18 protein-coding genes are annotated in these 16,968 nt (G+C 51.3%); 14 read left to right on the forward strand and 4 right to left on the reverse strand.

Features of this window, described 5'->3' with window-relative positions:
- Positions 1-11 precede the first annotated feature (11 nt).
- From NQT62_RS04080 to NQT62_RS04120, 9 genes are read left to right on the forward strand one after another with little or no spacing between them, the layout of a single operon-like run.
- Complete coding sequence (locus NQT62_RS04080) at positions 12-1,574, forward strand: GspE/PulE family protein (RefSeq protein WP_256763312.1); 1,563 nt, start codon at positions 12-14, stop codon at positions 1,572-1,574.
- A 31-nt stretch (positions 1,575-1,605) separates the two neighbouring features.
- Complete coding sequence (locus NQT62_RS04085; RefSeq protein ID WP_256763313.1) at positions 1,606-2,238, forward strand: hypothetical protein; 633 nt, start codon at positions 1,606-1,608, stop codon at positions 2,236-2,238.
- Entirely contained in the window at positions 2,219-2,719 is a 501-nt protein-coding gene (locus NQT62_RS04090; protein WP_256763314.1) for a PilN domain-containing protein, read from the forward strand. Before NQT62_RS04085 ends, NQT62_RS04090 begins: the two co-directional genes overlap by 20 nt.
- Complete coding sequence (locus tag NQT62_RS04095; protein WP_256763316.1) at positions 2,712-3,263, forward strand: hypothetical protein; 552 nt, start codon at positions 2,712-2,714, stop codon at positions 3,261-3,263. The genes NQT62_RS04090 and NQT62_RS04095 overlap by 8 nt, the downstream gene beginning before the upstream one ends.
- Before the next feature lie 8 nt (positions 3,264-3,271).
- Positions 3,272-3,817 (forward strand): hypothetical protein, encoded by a 546-nt coding sequence (locus NQT62_RS04100; protein ID WP_256763317.1) that lies wholly within the window; start codon positions 3,272-3,274, stop codon positions 3,815-3,817.
- The gene (locus tag NQT62_RS15480; RefSeq protein WP_256763318.1) at positions 3,814-5,760 is read left to right on the forward strand and encodes a secretin GspD/PilQ domain-containing protein; all 1,947 of its coding nucleotides are present in this window, start codon (positions 3,814-3,816) and stop codon (positions 5,758-5,760) included. Before NQT62_RS04100 ends, NQT62_RS15480 begins: the two co-directional genes overlap by 4 nt.
- Positions 5,757-6,233 carry a type II secretion system protein gene (locus NQT62_RS04110; RefSeq protein WP_256763319.1) on the forward strand — a complete coding sequence of 159 codons (477 nt, stop codon included), beginning with the start codon at positions 5,757-5,759 and terminating at the stop codon, positions 6,231-6,233. Before NQT62_RS15480 ends, NQT62_RS04110 begins: the two co-directional genes overlap by 4 nt.
- Positions 6,233-6,622, forward strand: coding sequence for a type II secretion system protein (locus NQT62_RS04115; protein ID WP_256763546.1), 390 nt, complete (start codon positions 6,233-6,235; stop codon positions 6,620-6,622). Before NQT62_RS04110 ends, NQT62_RS04115 begins: the two co-directional genes overlap by 1 nt.
- A complete protein-coding gene (locus NQT62_RS04120) occupies positions 6,594-7,076 on the forward strand; it encodes a type II secretion system protein (protein WP_256763321.1) in 483 nt (160 codons plus the stop codon). Before NQT62_RS04115 ends, NQT62_RS04120 begins: the two co-directional genes overlap by 29 nt.
- On the opposite strand, the gene gyrB is transcribed toward NQT62_RS04120, so the two are convergent.
- The 3 genes from gyrB to dnaA form a co-directional block, all read right to left on the reverse strand.
- Complete coding sequence (gyrB, locus tag NQT62_RS04125; RefSeq protein WP_370569123.1) at positions 7,033-9,567, reverse strand: DNA topoisomerase (ATP-hydrolyzing) subunit B; 2,535 nt, start codon at positions 9,565-9,567, stop codon at positions 7,033-7,035. The genes NQT62_RS04120 and gyrB overlap by 44 nt on opposite strands.
- A gap of 23 nt (positions 9,568-9,590) precedes the next feature.
- Positions 9,591-10,697: a DNA polymerase III subunit beta gene (gene dnaN, locus NQT62_RS04130; protein ID WP_256763322.1), complete on the reverse strand. Its 1,107-nt coding sequence runs from the start codon at positions 10,695-10,697 to the stop codon at positions 9,591-9,593.
- 249 nt (positions 10,698-10,946) lie between these two features.
- Entirely contained in the window at positions 10,947-12,338 is a 1,392-nt protein-coding gene (dnaA, locus tag NQT62_RS04135; protein ID WP_256763549.1) for a chromosomal replication initiator protein DnaA, read from the reverse strand.
- 196 nt (positions 12,339-12,534) lie between these two features.
- On the opposite strand from dnaA, the gene rpmH reads away from it, so the two are divergent.
- From rpmH to mnmE, 5 genes are all read left to right on the forward strand, one after another.
- Positions 12,535-12,669: a 50S ribosomal protein L34 gene (gene rpmH, locus NQT62_RS04140; protein ID WP_256763323.1), complete on the forward strand. Its 135-nt coding sequence runs from the start codon at positions 12,535-12,537 to the stop codon at positions 12,667-12,669.
- A 147-nt stretch (positions 12,670-12,816) separates the two neighbouring features.
- A complete protein-coding gene (locus tag NQT62_RS15485) occupies positions 12,817-13,074 on the forward strand; it encodes a ribonuclease P protein component (RefSeq protein WP_370569137.1) in 258 nt (85 codons plus the stop codon).
- A complete protein-coding gene (gene yidD / locus NQT62_RS04150; protein WP_256763326.1) occupies positions 13,023-13,322 on the forward strand; it encodes a membrane protein insertion efficiency factor YidD in 300 nt (99 codons plus the stop codon). Before NQT62_RS15485 ends, yidD begins: the two co-directional genes overlap by 52 nt.
- Before the next feature lie 16 nt (positions 13,323-13,338).
- Complete coding sequence (gene yidC, locus NQT62_RS04155) at positions 13,339-15,045, forward strand: membrane protein insertase YidC (protein WP_256763327.1); 1,707 nt, start codon at positions 13,339-13,341, stop codon at positions 15,043-15,045.
- A gap of 13 nt (positions 15,046-15,058) precedes the next feature.
- On the forward strand, positions 15,059-16,402 hold the full coding sequence (gene mnmE / locus NQT62_RS04160; protein ID WP_256763328.1) for a tRNA uridine-5-carboxymethylaminomethyl(34) synthesis GTPase MnmE: 1,344 nt from the start codon (positions 15,059-15,061) through the stop codon (positions 16,400-16,402).
- Positions 16,403-16,426: 24 nt separating this feature from the next.
- On the opposite strand, the gene NQT62_RS04165 is transcribed toward mnmE, so the two are convergent.
- Complete coding sequence (locus NQT62_RS04165; protein WP_256763329.1) at positions 16,427-16,849, reverse strand: hypothetical protein; 423 nt, start codon at positions 16,847-16,849, stop codon at positions 16,427-16,429.
- Positions 16,850-16,968: the final 119 nt, after the last annotated feature.

A 16,968-nucleotide genomic window follows, 5' to 3' on the forward strand; every position in this document is an offset into this window, starting at 1 on the left:
AAGACATCACCATGAACAATCCTTTTGCATGGCCAATATTGAAAGCAGACTGTTTGCAAGCGCTAACGCCCGACTTCGATGCTTTGCCGATAGCTTTGGCACGGCAGTGGAATTGCGCTTTGGCTTTTTGCAAAAAGTCAGAGCGGCTTCTGTGGGTTGTTTGCAAGACGACTCAAGCTCATTTATTTGATTGGGCAATTGAATACATTCCGTTCGATGCACTGCACAGCCCGCGATTGGTTGATCCAGACAGCTTTTCAAGTTGGCTTAACTCTCATGAATCCACGATGCGGGCACTGGAGCAGACCAATCAATCCAACCAAAGAGAACTTAACATTTCAGAGGAAGGACTTGACCTTTCCATCGCGGGTATTTCACAGACAACCAATCCGGTGGTTCGGCTTGTGGACTCCACGTTGTTTGATGCACTTCAAGCAGGTACATCGGACATTCATTTGGAAACCACTTCAACTGGGCTACAAGTGAAATACCGGCTGGACGGCGCACTCACTCAAGTAGCAAACATTGATGGATTGGCCATGGCCGATCAAATGATTTCAAGAGTTAAGGTGCTTGCTGAGTTGGACATTGGCGAGCGGCGAATTCCCCAAGATGGTCGCTTCAAAGTGAACTGCCTGGGCAAAGCCATTGATTTGCGAGTGTCGATCATGCCCAGCGTCTACGGTGAGGATGCGGTGCTGCGTTTGCTGGATCGAAGCACTTTGGCTGGACATTCACAGCAACTCACTTTGGATGCCTTGGGCTTTGACAGGCAGACACTTCAGCATATTCGCAGATTGGCCAATGCACCCTATGGGATGTTGTTAGTGACGGGCCCGACAGGTTCAGGAAAAACAACCACCTTGTATGCTGCACTCACCGAATCTCGTACCGCCGAAGAAAAGGTAATCACGATTGAAGACCCGGTGGAATACAAACTGGAAGGTGTGTTGCAAATTCCGGTGAACGAAAAAAAGGGTCTTACATTTGCAAAAGGTTTGCGATCCATTCTTCGACACGACCCGGACAAAATCATGATTGGCGAAATACGCGACACAGAAACCGCGCAGGTTGCTGTTCAATCAGCGCTTACAGGGCACCTGGTGTTTACCTCGGTTCATGCCAATAACGCCTTTGATGTGGTGGGGCGTTTTTTGCACATGGGGTTGGACCCTTACACGTTTGTTTCCGCATTAAATGGTGTAGTGGCTCAGCGCTTGGTTCGGCGCCTATGTAATGACTGCAAGCAAACAATCCACATAGATGAATTGAGGCAAATTGTGCATCAGTGCGCAATTTTGGAGTTGGACGAATCGAACGCGCCAACAATATTTAAGCCTGTGGGTTGCCCGAATTGTCGAGGGACCGGTTTTAAAGGCAGAAAGGCCATCGCAGAGGTGTTACTAATCGACGATGAACTACGCGACAAAATTACCAATCGGGAATCAATTCAAGCCATTAAAACCCATGCCTGGAGCAACGGTACGGTGCCGCTCATCAACAACGCTATACAACTGATGAAAGCAGGCGAAACAAGCTGGGATGAGGTGCGCCGTGTGGCCTTTTTCAACTAAACAATTGTCGGCCTATTTGGGAAGCCATGGCTTGAGTGCATGGGAAATAGACCAAAAGAAAACAGTCGTAATAAACCGTCGTTTGGCGAATGAAGAAATTCAGGCCCTGAATGCATCCATTCGTGATGAAAGTAGGCTCCCGGACCCACTAAAAAGATCCCGATCAGTACTCCGCTTGTCACCCAGTTTGGGGCGCTTTTACATGCTGCCCGCAGTGCACATCAAGCTGGGATCCCTTGAACTGAATGCGCTAGCAACACACTGGGCCAAAACATTCATGGGTTCGAAACAAAGTTTGTGGCAATGGCAGGCTGTCCAAAGCTGCACCAGTGATCCGATCCTGTTGTGCGCTTGTAAAGTAGATATTGAGTATCGGCAAGCATTTAAGACGGTTACGCCTGAGGTAATCCATATTCTGTCAACGTTGGCTCATCATGATTCCGCTTGGGTGATTTGCCGTGATGACCTGCTTATACAAAGTGCGCTTGTCTTGAAAGGTAAAGTGGCTTCCGCACATGCATGGCCTGCTATGTACTCAGGCGGTTTCGTTGATGTCATCGAGAAGCATCTTCTTCTATCCGATCAGTTGTTAAAAGCAGAGGTTCCGCAGGTAATCGACTCACGATATGGGGAGGTGGAGACTCATGTCTGGCGACCGCATTAATTTCTCCAGTAATCAAGACATTTCGCAACGAGATCAGAAAGTCTTGGTTGCTCTGCTGTTTTTAACGATTTGTCTTCTTGGTGGTTTGTACGTCAGTCATCAAGCTTTAAATGAAGAGGTATCGCGACAGCTTGATTTACAGCGTTCATCCAATTCTCAACCGTATGAAGCAACAGTATTGGATAAAAAGCTTGATCGCTTTTTGATGGAATCCAAGGCCAACTGGGCAGGGCTATTTTCGAGTTTTGAAAATACCAAGACGTCGAATATTACCCTGCTGGGTATTGAGCCACAGCTTACTGAGCAACAGGTGCGTTTTTCAGGGCTTGCCAAAGACCAAGAGGCGTTGAATCTGTATTTAACCCGATTGGAAGCAACGCCAGCCCTAAAGCAAGTCGAATTGCAACGCTACCGAAACACGACACTCAGCCCGAATGGCCTGGAGTTCTTTGCAGTCGCGAAGTGGAGCATTTATGAATAATGTGCAGCGCCAATTGTATGGCCTGTTGCTTGCATCGCTGGTCAATTCAAAAAGACGTATGACTGCAATCGCACTAATCATTCTGCTGGACATGATTTTGATAGCAGCCATTGGGTTGAATATCAAACAAACCAGGGGGCTTCATCATACAAATATTCGGGCGCAGACAAACCTGCAAATTGAAATGGATGCTCAGCAGTCTAGCGAGGCCAATCAATCGGCTCGAGAAGAAAATATTCGAAACAGACTGGCCAATCGCAGTGACTTAAACGGTTTGATATTGGCTCTCGAAAGCACTGCTCGAGCTCATTCTGTGAGCCTTTCAGACGCGAATCAACAATTTGTAGGCAGCAATCATGACACCTTACCTCATTCAGTTATTGAATACACCGTTCAAGGAAGCTATCCGAATGTGCTTCAATTTGTTGCTGAAGCCATGAACCGGCACGACGCCTTGGTGCTCAGCAATCTCAGTTTTCGTCGCACAGACCCTTTGGTCAACACCCTTCAGACTCATCTTGAATGGGTGTATTACTACCGATGAGAAACCCGTTGATTCAGTCCAAGCTTCGTTTGACAGCATTATTTATTTTGCTGGGTGGTTTGTTGTTGCTTCATCTTCTAGCACCGAAGCTGACCAGCAATGATAGACCTCATCATGAGGTTGCTTCATCTATGGCTGTTACTCCAGAAAGCATCAATCAAAAAGGGTCTGCAATAGACCCCTATGCAATTTACGCCAGTCGACTCAAATGGGAACCCTCTGGCGAAGACGTGTTTGTTGATGAACCGTTAACAGCACCACCTGAACCATTGCAGAATTTGCCAGTAACAAACAATCCTATTTTGCCATCAATTCCAAAAGCAGAGATTCAACCTGTTCTTCCACCCTTGCCATATGTCGCCATGGCGAGGTTCAAGCAAGGTCAGCAATCCGTGCTCTATTTGCGTAGTGGTACACAGTCCATTCCTGTTTCTGAAGGTGATGTACTCGGTCAGGGCGACTACAGAATTGAACACATCTCCGAAACCATGGTGTCGATTCGATACCTACCCATGAACCATTTGTACGAATTGAGCTTGAGTGGTCTAGAGTGAGAAAAATATATCTGCTGATATTGGCCTTTCTTGTCGTCGCGCTAAGCAGTTGCGCTGCATCGAAAGCCTATCGTGAAGGCAATCAGTTACTCAAATCCGGTGATTCCATCTCTGGCTTGGGCAAACTTGAGGAGGCCATGTTGAAAGACCCGATGAATGCCGAGTACCGGGCGACGTATTTTCGGCAAAAGGAAGGTTTGATCAACCGGATATTGGCACGAGCAGAAAACAAAGCCAGCCTTGGCGCATTGGACGATGCACGAATAGACTTCAAGAAGGTACTGATCATCGACTCCGGAAATGTGAGGGCAAGCCGAGGTCTGGAGCAGCTGGACAGCGCGGTAAAGGCGGAACGCCTGGCTGACGAAACTACCGAATATTTACAACAAAAAAAATTTGCGGATGCCTTGTCGAGCTTGTCGCAAGCCATTGCACTGCAACCTGGCAATTCACGTCTTATGGCCTTGAAAGACGAGGTGGAGCAGCATATGGGTATTAAGCCCAAAAATGCAGCCACTGAGCTGGGGGCCCAGTTCAAAAAAGAGATTTCATTCAGCTTCCGGGATGCTCCGATCTCGGCTGTTTTTGACGCACTGGTGCATGCTACAGGCATCAACTTTATTTTCGACAAGGATGTTCGGGTAGATACTCACATCTCCATGAGTATTAAGCAAAAACCCATGCAGGATGTATTAAGGGTGGTTTTGTCAATGAATCAGCTCAATCACCGCGTGTTGGATGAAAGCACCATATTGATCTATCCAAATACCGTCGCGAAGGCTGATGAATATCAAGAGCTGATTATTCGAAATTTTTACCTGAGCCACTCAAATGTTCAACAAACAGCCAACATGCTGAAAGCCATGGTGAAAGCCAAGGATCTTTTTGTTGACGAGCGGTTGAACCTGATTGTGATGAAAGATACCCGTGACACCATTAATCTTGCTGAGCAGTTGATTGCTACTCAGGATCTACCTGAACCAGAAGTGATGCTGGAATTGGAGGTGTTGGAAATTGCAAGCAATAAGATGCGCGACTTGGGCATTCGTTGGCCAGACCAAATCTCTGGTTCAGTCACAGGTTCAGCGGGTGTTCGCGGTGAGTTAACCTACGATGAATTTAGAAATCCATCCAAGGGATTGGTCACAGTTCAAGTAAACAACCCTCTTATTACGGCTACTTTACGCCAACTGGATGGTGACGCAAGCTTGCTGGCCAACCCTCGTATTCGCATTAAAAACAGAGCCAAGGCAAACATTCTGATTGGGGAACGAGTCCCAGTAGTCACCACAACCACCACAGCCAACGTTGGTACCAGTGAATCTGTGAATTATCTGGATGTGGGCTTGAAGTTAAACCTTGAGCCTGTAATTTCTCTGGACCAGCAAGTGTCCATGAATGTGAATTTGGAAGTATCCAATATTCTGGAAACCATTACTCGTACATCTGGGTTACAAACATACCGTTTGGGTACCCGCAACGCATCTACTGTATTGAGGGTGAAAGATGGTGAAACACAAATCCTCGCTGGCCTCATTCAACAGGATGAGCGAAATTCTGCACAACGTGTACCCTTTTTGGGCGATTTTCCACTTTTGGGTCGACTCTTTTCCAGCACTTCTGAAAATGGTGTGAAGACTGAAATTGTACTGTTGATCACACCCCGGATTATTCGAAATATTCCGCTTCCGACCAGTGGTAAAAGCGAGATTTTGTCGGGTACTCAGAATTCACTGGGGGCGGCACCCATACAGCTAAGATCCCTGTCTGCATCGACTTCCAACAGTCCTGAGACATCCGCTATTTCTCAATTCGGCCTAAACCCTGAGGTACAGCGAAGCGAAACTATTGACTCAATGTCGATGCCTAACTCAACGCAGCCTGGACCACCCGCTGTGGACCAAAGTATTTTTATTCCGCCAATGCCCGGAGTTAAACCGTGAATGTTGCGCATCAATCAGGTTTTACACTCATCGAATTGTTGGTTGTGGTCGTGATTATAGGTGTACTTGCATCTGTGGGTTTGCCATTGTCTGAGTTGGCTTCCAAACGCGCAAAAGAAGAGGAGCTTCGTGCCGCACTTCGCCAAATTCGTACAGCCTTGGATGCCTATAAAAAAGCTTCTGACGAAAACCGGATTGAACGTGCTGCAGATGCCACTGGATACCCAGGCGATTTAGCAAATCTTGTTGATGGTGTGGTATCCATCAATAACCCTGACAAACGTTTAATTTACTTTTTACGTCGAATTCCACGTGATCCCTTTGCGGATACCAAAACTTCAGCCATTGATTCATGGGCTTTACGGAGTTATGAAAGCCCGCCTGATGCACCCAAACCAGGCAGAGATGTATTTGATGTGTATTCGAAGTCAACCGGTATTGGTCTGAATGGAATTCCTTACAAGGACTGGTGATGGGAACTCAACGGTTGAATTGTGGATTCACATTGATTGAATTGTTGGTCGTGTTGGCGATTCTGGCAACACTGCTGACAATTGCTGTGCCGCGCTATTTCAACAGCATTGATCAATCCAAGGAAGCGGCACTCAAGCAAAATCTCTTGGTTATGCGAGATGCCATAGACAAGTTTCATTCCGATCATGGTCAATACCCCAATAGCCTTCAGTCACTGGCAAAAGGCCGCTATATCCGCTTTGTTCCTGAAGATCCATTGACCAAATCGAAAGACACTTGGGTATTGATCAAGCCAGCTGATGAAGACTCTGATGCGAATTCGATCTACGATGTTCGCAGCGGCGCACCCGGAAAATCGCGTGATGGGACATCGTATGCAACCTGGTGAAAAAAGTTTTGTTCAACAAACAGGTTTTACATACCTCATGTTGCTTTTTTCGTTGATTGCTTTCGGAATCGGCCTGGGTGCTACAGGCTTAATTTGGAGCACAGAATCCAGATTAGCAAAGGAGCGGGAACTGAATTTTATCGGCAACGCTTTTGTGGCGGCGATTGGAAGCTATTACAACGCTACGCCTGGTGAAGTGAAAAGCTTTCCATCTAGCCTAGACGAATTAACCGAAGACCGACGTTTTTTGTTCATCAAACGACACATTCGGAAAATGTATGCCAACCCGCTAACGGGATCTCAAGACTGGAAATTGATATTGACGCAGGACGGCAAAATTCAGGGTGTATCAACCGTCCTGCGCCGAGATGATTTTGAGAAGCAGATGACGTATGTGTTCACACCTCAGATCACACATCAATATTGCTCGCCTTCAATGCATTGCTCTCAATAAATGCCCTGCGCGGCTCCACTTCATCGCCCATCAGCGTCGTGAAAATCTGGTCAGCGGCAATCGCATCTTCAATTTGCACACGCAGCAAACGGCGCACAGTGGGGTCCATGGTGGTTTCCCACAACTGCGACGGGTTCATTTCACCCAAGCCTTTGTAGCGTTGTTTGCTCACAGAACGCTCTGCCTGTTCACGCAGCCATTTCATCGCTTCGCGGAAGCTTTGCACGGCCTGCACTTTCTGTTTGTCGCCATCCCCGCGCTGCATTTCAGCGCCTTCGGAAATGAGCCCTTTGAAGGTTTTGGCGGCATGCGCCAAGAGGGGATAATCAGCCCCATGAACAAAGTCAGGGTCGATGGTGGTCACGCGCACATTGCCATGGTGGCGGCGGTGCACCAACACACGGTGCTTGTCGCTTTGTTCATCAAACTGGGCAAACACACTCATGATGGCGGGGTCCAGCACAGCCTGCAGTTTTTCAGCAGTGGCCTTGGCGCTTTCAGCGTTATCCAAGTCAAGCTCAACACCTTCCACAATGGCATTGAGCACGTCAGCGTCGATGATGCGGCTTAAACGCCCCACCACCGATTCCACCAACACAAACTGGCGTGCCAATTCTTCCAAGGCCTCACCCGAAATGGCAGGCTTGCCTGCACCCGGTACCAGCGCTGCTTTTTCCAGGGCAATTTTTAGCATGTACTGCGCTTCTTCCTGATCGTCTTTCAGGTAGCGTTCGTCCTTGCCATGCTTCACCTTGTACAGCGGTGGCTGGGCAATGTAGACATGGCCTTTTTCAACCAGCTCGGGCATTTGGCGGTACAGCAATGTCAGCAGCAAGGTGCGAATGTGCGCACCGTCCACGTCCGCGTCGGTCATGATGATGATGCGGTGGTAACGCAGTTTTTCCAGGTTGAAATCGTCTTTGCCGATGCTGGTGCCCAAGGCGGTGATCAACGTGGTGATCTGTTCAGACGTCAGCAGCTTGTCAAACCTGGCTTTTTCAACGTTCAGCACCTTGCCGCGCAATGGCAAAATCGCCTGGAATTTTCGGTCACGGCCTTGTTTGGCCGACCCACCCGCCGAGTCACCCTCGACGATGTAGAGTTCGCATTTGGCAGGGTCCCGCTCCTGGCAGTCCGCCAGTTTACCGGGCAAGCCAACACCATCCAGCACACCCTTTCTGCGGGTCATTTCACGGGCTTTCCGCGCTGCTTCACGCGCACGCGCCGCTTCAACAATCTTTCCGCAAATCAGCTTGGCATCGTTGGGTTTTTCTTCCAGGAATTCACTGAGCACTTTGGCCACAATGTCTTCCACAGGGGCGCGCACTTCGCTCGACACCAGTTTGTCTTTGGTCTGGCTGGAAAACTTTGGCTCAGGCACTTTCACTGACAGCACGCAGCACAAGCCTTCGCGCATGTCGTCGCCCGTTACTTCCACTTTCTGTTTTTTGGCAATCTCATTGACTTCAATGTATTTGCCGATCACCCGGGTCATGGCGGCGCGCAAACCGGTCAGGTGGGTACCGCCATCCCGCTGGGGAATGTTGTTGGTAAAGCACAGCACCGATTCATTGAAGCCATCGTTCCATTGCATGGACACTTCAACGCCAATGCTGGTGCCGGGAATGCCACCATAGGTTTCGGCTGGGCGCTCGCCAGCCGCATAAAACGTATTGGGGTGCAGAATTTTTTTGTTGGCATTGATGAATTCCACAAAACCCATCACGCCACCGCTACCGGCGAAATCATCTTCCTTGCCGGTGCGTTCGTCTTTCAGGCGAATGCGCACACCGTTGTTCAGGAAGCTCAGTTCACGCAGGCGCTTGGCCAATATTTCATAATGAAAATCGTGGTTTTGCTGAAAAATATCGGTGTCGGGCAGGAAGTGCACTTCCGTACCCCGTTTGTCGGTAGTGCCCACCACTTTCATGGGCGATACTTCAAAACCGTCCACGGTTTCCAGAATTCGGTTTTGCACAAAGCCGCGGGAAAATTCCAGTTGGTGTACCTTCCCATCACGGCGTACAGTCAGCCTCAGCCAGACCGACAGGGCATTCACGCAACTGACGCCCACACCATGCAAACCACCGGAAACCTTGTAGCTGTTTTGGTTGAACTTGCCGCCAGCGTGCAATTCGGTGAGCGCAATTTCAGCCGCTGAGCGCTTGGGCTCGTGCTTGTCATCCATTTTGACGCCGGTCGGAATGCCCCGGCCGTTGTCGATCACACTGATGGAATTGTCGGCATGGATGGTGACCACAATGTCGTCACAATGCCCCGCCAAGGCCTCGTCAATCGAGTTGTCTACAACTTCAAACACAAGGTGGTGCAAACCGGTGCCATCGGATGTGTCACCAATGTACATCCCTGGCCGCTTGCGGACAGCCTCCAGGCCTTCCAGAATCTGAATGGCCCCTTCGCCGTAGTCAGCGCCATTGGAAGGTGCCATGGGTACTGGCGTTGCGCCGTTGTCTTGAGTGTCTGAAGTCATAGGTTCTTGTTGTGGTGTCCGGTTCAAATGCGCATGGGCATGACGACGTACTTGAAGTCGTCCTTGCCGGGGTTGGTCACCAGCGCACTGCTGTTGCCATCCTGCAAGGTGAATTGAACGGTTTCCGATTTCAGGTTGTTGAGCACATCCAACAGGTAGTTTACGTTAAAACCCACATCAATCTCGGGACCTTGGTAATCCACCTCCAGTTCATCCCGCGCTTCTTCCTGATCGCTGTTGTTGGCGACCACGGTTAACAAGCCTGCACCCAGCACCCAGCGAATGCCGCGGAATTTGTCGCTGGTCAAAATGGACGCCCGCTGCAATGAGTGCAGCAGTGTGTCACGGCTCATCACGACTTTGTGCTGGTGGTTTTTGGGAATCACGCGCTGATAATCGGGGAACTTGCCTTCAACCAGCTTGGTGATGAGGGTGATGTCTGAAAACGTGAACTTTGCCTGGTTGGCTGCCAGGTCAATGGTCACAGGGTCATCGGTTTCAGCCAGCAGGCGCGACAACTCCAGCACCGTTTTTCGGGGAATGATCACTTCATGCTTGCCTGCACCGCCCTGACCTGCGGCTTCCGCATAGGCCAGGCGATGCCCGTCGGTGGCCACGGCGCGCACATGCGCTGCATCAATCACCAGCAAAACGCCATTGAGGTAGTAGCGCAAATCTTGCTGCGCCATCGAGAAATGCACCATGCCCAACAGGTTTTTTAGCATTTTCTGGGGCAGGGTGATTTGCGTCAGCCACTCTTTGGGTTCTTGCACCAATGGGAAGTCTTCTGCAGGCAAGGTTTGCAAAGCAAAACGGCTTTTCTTGGCTTGAACGGTCATTTTTTTGCCGTCCAGCTTCACCACCACATCCGATTCATCGGGAAGCGAACGAAGAATGTCCAGAAACTTTCGGGCAGCCACAGTGGTTGCCGTGTCTCCGCCGCCTTCACCCACATCGGCCGAGGTTTGAATCTGCATTTCAATATCGGAAGACAGCAGGGTGAGCACACCGCCGTTCTTTTTCAGCAGGATGTTGGCCAGCACAGGCAAGGTGTTCCTGCGTTCCACAATATTGCTGACGATTTGCAGTTTTCGAACCAATGCATCGCGTGAGCTATGAATCAATTCCATTCAATATTTCCTTATAGGATTAGGTAATAGAGTGGATCACTTTTGGTGGATAACCCTATTTTCCCTTTTTATTTGAGTGTCTTAGGTTCTTTCAAAACGGGTGTAAAACTCAGCGGACTGGTTCTGCACACGGTGGATAACTTTTTGCGCTTCGTCGAGGTTCTTTTTTTTCTGTGGATAAGTCCGCTTGTTGTTCAAGGTTTTTACAGACTTATCCACAATTCTAAATCAACCGGCCGGGCTTGTTGCTCAACCCTTCAAGGTTTGGTCCAATACATGCAGTGCGTGGTTCAACTCGGCCGACTGGTTGCGCAGTTCGGTGATTTTGTTCACGGCATGCAGCACAGTGGTATGGTCCCGCCCACCAAACAGTTCGCCAATTTCCATGTAGCTTTTCTCGGTCAATTCCTTGGCCAGGTACATGGCCACTTGTCTGGGCAACACAATATTGGCTTGCCGGCGTTTGGAGAACATGTCGGCCACTTTGATCTTGTAGTAGTCGGCCACGGTTTTTTGAATGCTTTCTACCGACACTTGTCCATGGTGCACGGAAATCATGTCTCTCAGGGCTTCTCGCACCAGGTCCATGGTGACCGGCTTGTTGTGAAACGATGCGAAAGCCATGATGCGGCGCAATGCACCTTCCAGTTCGCGGATGTTCGACCGCATGTGCTTGGCAACAAAAAAGGCCACATCTTCTGAGAACAGGATTTTTTGCTGCTCGGCTTTTTTCAGCAAAATCGCGACCCGCATTTCGAGTTCCGGCGGCTCAATGGCCACTGTTAAGCCGCTGTTAAACCGGGAAATCAAGCGGTCATCCATGCCCTGAATGTCTTTGGGGTAGGTGTCGCTGGTGATGATGATTTGTTTTTTGGCGGCAATCAGTTGCTCAAATGCATAAAAGAATTCTTCCTGGGTTCGACTTTTCCCGGCAAAAAACTGGATATCGTCAATCAGCAGCAGGTCCAATGAATAGTACGAGCGCTTGAATTCTTCGAATGCTTTCTTTTGATAGGCTTTCACCACGTCACTGACGTACTGCTCCGCATGAATGTAGCGAATTTGCGCGTGCGGGTTGCTTTCCAGCAAACGATTGCCAATGGAGTGGATCAGGTGAGTTTTACCCAGGCCCACCCCGCCGTACAAAAACAAGGGGTTGTAGCTGACGCCTGGGTTGGCAGCCACCTGTTCCGCAGCAGCGCGGGCCAACTGGTTGGCGCGGCCCGACACAAAGTTGGAGAAACACAGGTCCCTGTTCAGCCGGCTGCGTTCGTACACTGAACTGGCCACCTCATCGCGCCGAAGGGTGTCCACCGCTGCGGTCTTGGCCGGCGTTGGGTTGGATGGCGGGCCGCCGGAATCGCGATGGCTGCCAGCCGGATTGTTGGGTGCTGTTCGGGCGGCCACTTGCCATTGGATGTCAATGTCGCAGCCGAAATATTCGCTGGCCAGCTCGGTAAAACGACCACCGTAGTTGTTCAGCACCCAGTCCAGCTTGAAGCGGTTGGGTGCCGCCATGGCGAGGCTGCCCGTGTCTTCGTCGTAGTTGACAACCGTGAGTGGCTCAATCCACAGTTTGACTTGTTGGGCTGGAATTTCTTTTTTCAGCGCCTCAACACAGTGGGTCCAGAATTGATCAATCACAGTCACAGCAGCCTTGTCGTGCCCTCATGGGCATAAAAATTGGATTCTTGTTCAGCGCTCCATTGTATCCAAACCCCCACGGATGATGAGGCTGCGTCGGTAAGTTCTTGTGTTTCGACAGATTTCCCTATCAATTTCCATAAAACCCCTCTATAATTTCGGGTTCTCTACACGCTAACACTTTGGGTTTGCCATGAAACGCACATACCAACCTTCGAAAGTACGCCGTCAACGCACTCACGGCTTCCTGGTTCGCCAACGCACCCGCGGTGGCCGCGCTGTTCTTCGCGCTCGTCGCGCCAAAGGCCGCGCCCGTCTGGCCGTATAAATGTGTTTGCTTGCGCAGCGGCTTGGTTTACTGAATGAGTAAGCCTGTTGTCCGCGCCAGCAATCCATCCGGATGCGCCCAATTGACCTGTCGGAATCGTTTTCTGACCTGCTGAAAACCCGGCCGGTTAACAAAACTGCCCGGCTGATGCTGCACGCCATTCCGGATGACGCCGACGCCCGCTTTGGTATTTTGGTTCCAAAGCGGCTTGCCAAGCGAGCCGTTGACCGGAACACACTCAAGCGCCTGGTTCGAGAAGCCTGTCGCGCTCATCTGGTGAACTACCGAGGGCAAGTCCTTGTCAGGCTCACCAAACCCGTTGGTCAAATCGGTCATTCTCAGAGGGCGGACTGGTGGAAGGAACTTCATCAACTCCTCGATTGTCTCTCGCAGCACGCGCCATAAGTGGTTTGGTGCGCGGGTACCAGATCGGCATCAGCCCGATGTTTGCGCCATCCTGTCGTTTTTACCCCAGTTGTTCAGCCTACGCGCTCGAAGCAGTTAGAATGCATGGCGCATGGCGGGGTACGGCACTGGCTTTGGGTCGAGTTTGCCGTTGCAACCCCTGGAGTGCCGGGGGAATAGACCTGGTGCCCGGGTCTACGGAAACAGACACGCACCCAGCACCCACCACGCACCGTCACAATGCCTAGTTGCTAAAGGATTTCAATGGAAACGCGCCGGCTCATCTTGCTGATGATTTTTACACTGTCTCTCATCATGTTGTGGGACAACTATCAGGCTTCTCAAGGCCACCCCACCTTGTTTGGCATGCCGACCGGCGCTGCGTCGGATTCCAAGCAGGCCAATGCCAAGCCGGCGGTGACTGTCCAAGCGGCCAATGATTTGCCCCAGGCTGCTGCCCCCGTGGGCGGTGTCGGTGACACGCCGTCAGCCGAACCGGTCAAGGTGGCAGCTGCTGAAACGCTGACTGTTCGCACCGATGTGTTGGAATTGCAGTTTTCAACCCAAGGCGGCCAGCTCATTTCTTCCAAGTTGCTTCAGCACCCGAAGGCTGGCGACCCCACCCTGCCTGTTCAATTGTTTGAACAATCGGACAAACGCACGTATGTGGCGCAAGCTGGCTTGGTGGGCGTTGCAGGTGCCCCCAATCACCGCACCCTGTTCGAGGTGGTTCAAAAGCCGGGTGAACCAACCGCTGAAAAACCCACACAGCAACTCAAGCTGCGTGCTGTGTCTGGCAATCTCGAAACCCTGTATGTGTACACCTTCACCAAGGGCAGCTATCAAATCGGTTTCGAGATGGACGTGAAAAACCTGGGTGAGCAAGCGGTAACGCCGAGCGCTTATGTCCAGATCACCCGCGATGGTAACCCACTGTCCACCGACTCCAAGTTTTACTCCACCTTCACTGGTCCGGCTGTTTACAGTCCGGAGGGCAAATATCAAAAGGTGAAGTTCGAGTCCATCAACAAAAATGCGGCTGAATACACCAAGAATACCGATGCCGGTTGGGTGGCCATGGTGCAGCATTATTTTGTGTCGGCCATTGTGGCTCAAGCAGGTCCGCGTGAAAACTTCGTCCGCAAAGTGGAAGACAACCTGTATTCTTTTGGTGTGGTCAGTCCACTCGGCGCGGTTGCCCCTGGGCAAACGGCCAAATACACCAGTGTGGTGTACACCGGCCCGCAAGACCAGCGTGTGCTGGAGAAAGTTGCCCCTGGTCTGGAGCTGGTGGTGGACTACGGTTGGTTGACCGTGATTGCACAACCCATTTACTGGTTGCTGGAAAAAATCCACTCGGTGGTTGGCAACTGGGGTTGGGCGATTGTACTGCTGACGCTCCTGATCAAATTGGCTTTCTTCCCCTTGTCGGCGGCCAGTTACAGGTCCATGGCGAAAATGCGAAAAATCGGTCCCCGCATGCAAGCCCTGAAAGAACAGTATGGCGATGACAAAATGGGTTTCCAACGCGCCATGATGGACATGTACAAGCGCGAGAAGATCAACCCGCTGGGTGGCTGTATGCCCATCGTGGTTCAAATTCCGGTGTTCATTTCACTGTACTGGGTGTTGTTGGCCAGCGTGGAAATGCGCAATGCGCCCTGGTACTGGGTGGCTGATCTGGCCTCGCCCGATGACCTCATTACACGCTTTCTACCCATTGCATTGGGCTTCAAGCTGGGCATCTTGCCGATCGTCATGGCCATTACCATGTTCATCCAGACCAAGCTGAACCCCACACCACCCGATCCTGTTCAGGCCAAGGTGATGATGGTCATGCCGCTGGTGTTTTCGGTGATGTTTGTGTTTTTCCCGGCCGGCTTGGTGCTGTACTGGGTGGTGAACAACATTCTGTCGATTACACAGCAGTGGGTCATCACCCGCAAAATTGAATCAGGTGCTGAGCAGTAACTCAGACCCGATCGTGGCCATTGCCACTCCACCCGGCAAGGGTGGGGTGGGGGTGCTGCGGTTCTCGTTCCCGCAGGCGGCGCACTGCGAATTGTTCTGCCAGGCGTTTCTTCAAAAAATTCCAACTGTTCGATTGGCCACGCTGGTGACCCTTCGGGATGCCAGTGGCCATGCCATTGACGAAGGCATCGCGTTGCGATTCGCCGGCCCTGCGTCATTCACTGGCGAGCATGTGCTGGAGTTCCAGGGGCATGGTGGGCCTGCGGTATTGCAGGCCGTGTTGAACCACGCGCTTGAGCAGGCTCAGCGCTTGAGCCTGCCCCTGCGTCATGCCTTGCCAGGTGAGTTTACCCAGCGTGCCTTTTTGAATGACAAGCTGGATTTGGCGCAGGCCGAGGCGGTGGCGGACTTGATTGATGCCCAATCGGTGGGTGCAGCCAAGGCTGCAGCGGCATCATTAACTGGTGTATTTTCTCAGCAGGTTACCGATCTTGCTGACCGCATCACCCACCTCCGTTTGCTATTGGAAGCCACACTGGATTTTCCCGAAGAAGAAATTGAATTTCTGGAAAAAGCCGATGCCAAGGGCCAATTACAGTCCATTTTGACTCAGCAATCGGAATTGATGGCACTGGCTCAGGAAGGTGTCAAATTTCGCGAAGGGCTGCGCATTGTTCTGGTTGGACCACCCAACGTTGGCAAGTCCTCTTTGTTGAACGCACTGGCCGGTGAAGAGGTGGCGATTGTGTCGCCCGTGGCTGGCACCACCCGTGATCGCATTGTGCAGGAGCTGAATATCCGGGGGGTTCCCTTGGTATTGGTGGATACCGCCGGGTTGCGCGTCACAGATGACACGGTTGAAAAGATCGGTATTGACCGGACGTTCAAGTCAATTCAAGAAGCCGATTTGCTCATGCTGTTAATGGATGCGGCACATCCTGATCAACTGGACATGCCGCTTCCCGATGTTGCTTTGAGGATTCCGCGCATTCAGGTCTGGAACAAATCGGATTTGCTGGACAGCCTGCCGGACAACCTGGGGGAAGATCAATGCTGGGTGTCTGCAAAAACCGGTGCAGGCCTGGAGACTTTGAAGGATGCCATTCTTCACAAAGTGGGTTTTAATCATGCGCCGGAGCACGGCTTCATGGCCAGGCAGCGGCATGTGGATGCGCTGAAGGTTTGTCGTTCACACTTGGAACTGGCGCATGCCTATGCCTTGCAGGATGACCGGATTCTGGATTTGTTTGCTGAAGAGTTGCGGCTTGCACACGACGCGCTGGGTGAAATCACGGGTCGATTGCTGCCCGATGATTTGCTGGGTTTGATCTTTAGCCGGTTTTGTATCGGCAAATAGGCAGCCATTGCTGCCCATTTGCGCTTAATGTTGGCTCATCAATTGGCCTTGCAGCCAGGCGTCTGTCACCTGATGGGCCGCCAGGTGGGTTTCCGATTCAAACACCAAGGCCAGAAAGCCCAAATGTTCAACCAAGGCGTTTAGCCGCATTTGCATGTCTTGATGAATCCGTAAGCCCGGGCTGTTGGCAATGACTTGGGCAATGCTGTCCAAATGGCCGGCCAACAGGGTTTCCACCGTGGGTTTGTCCGTGGCCCATTGGCGCAGTTGGAACAACACATCCATGGCACGCCCCGCTTGTTGTGTGTGAGACAAGCGGTGTGCGAAGCGGCTCAGCGCAGCGGCCACATCGCCCAGTTCATGCACGATCGGCGGGTCCATGACCTCGACAGGCATGGGGATGATGTGGTCCAGGTTGAACAGGCTGGTGTTGAGGACTGCGCTCATGGTGGTGGCCCCGGTTAATGCAATGGTTCAATCCTATGAAAGAATGGGCTGGTGTGGACCTCACAGAACGGGGGATACCCTGTCCGTGGCACCCCTCTTTTAGGCTGTACAGACCCTTG

This window comes from Limnobacter humi (assembly GCF_024518835.1).
In the GTDB taxonomy this organism is placed as follows: domain Bacteria; phylum Pseudomonadota; class Gammaproteobacteria; order Burkholderiales; family Burkholderiaceae_B; genus Limnobacter; species Limnobacter humi.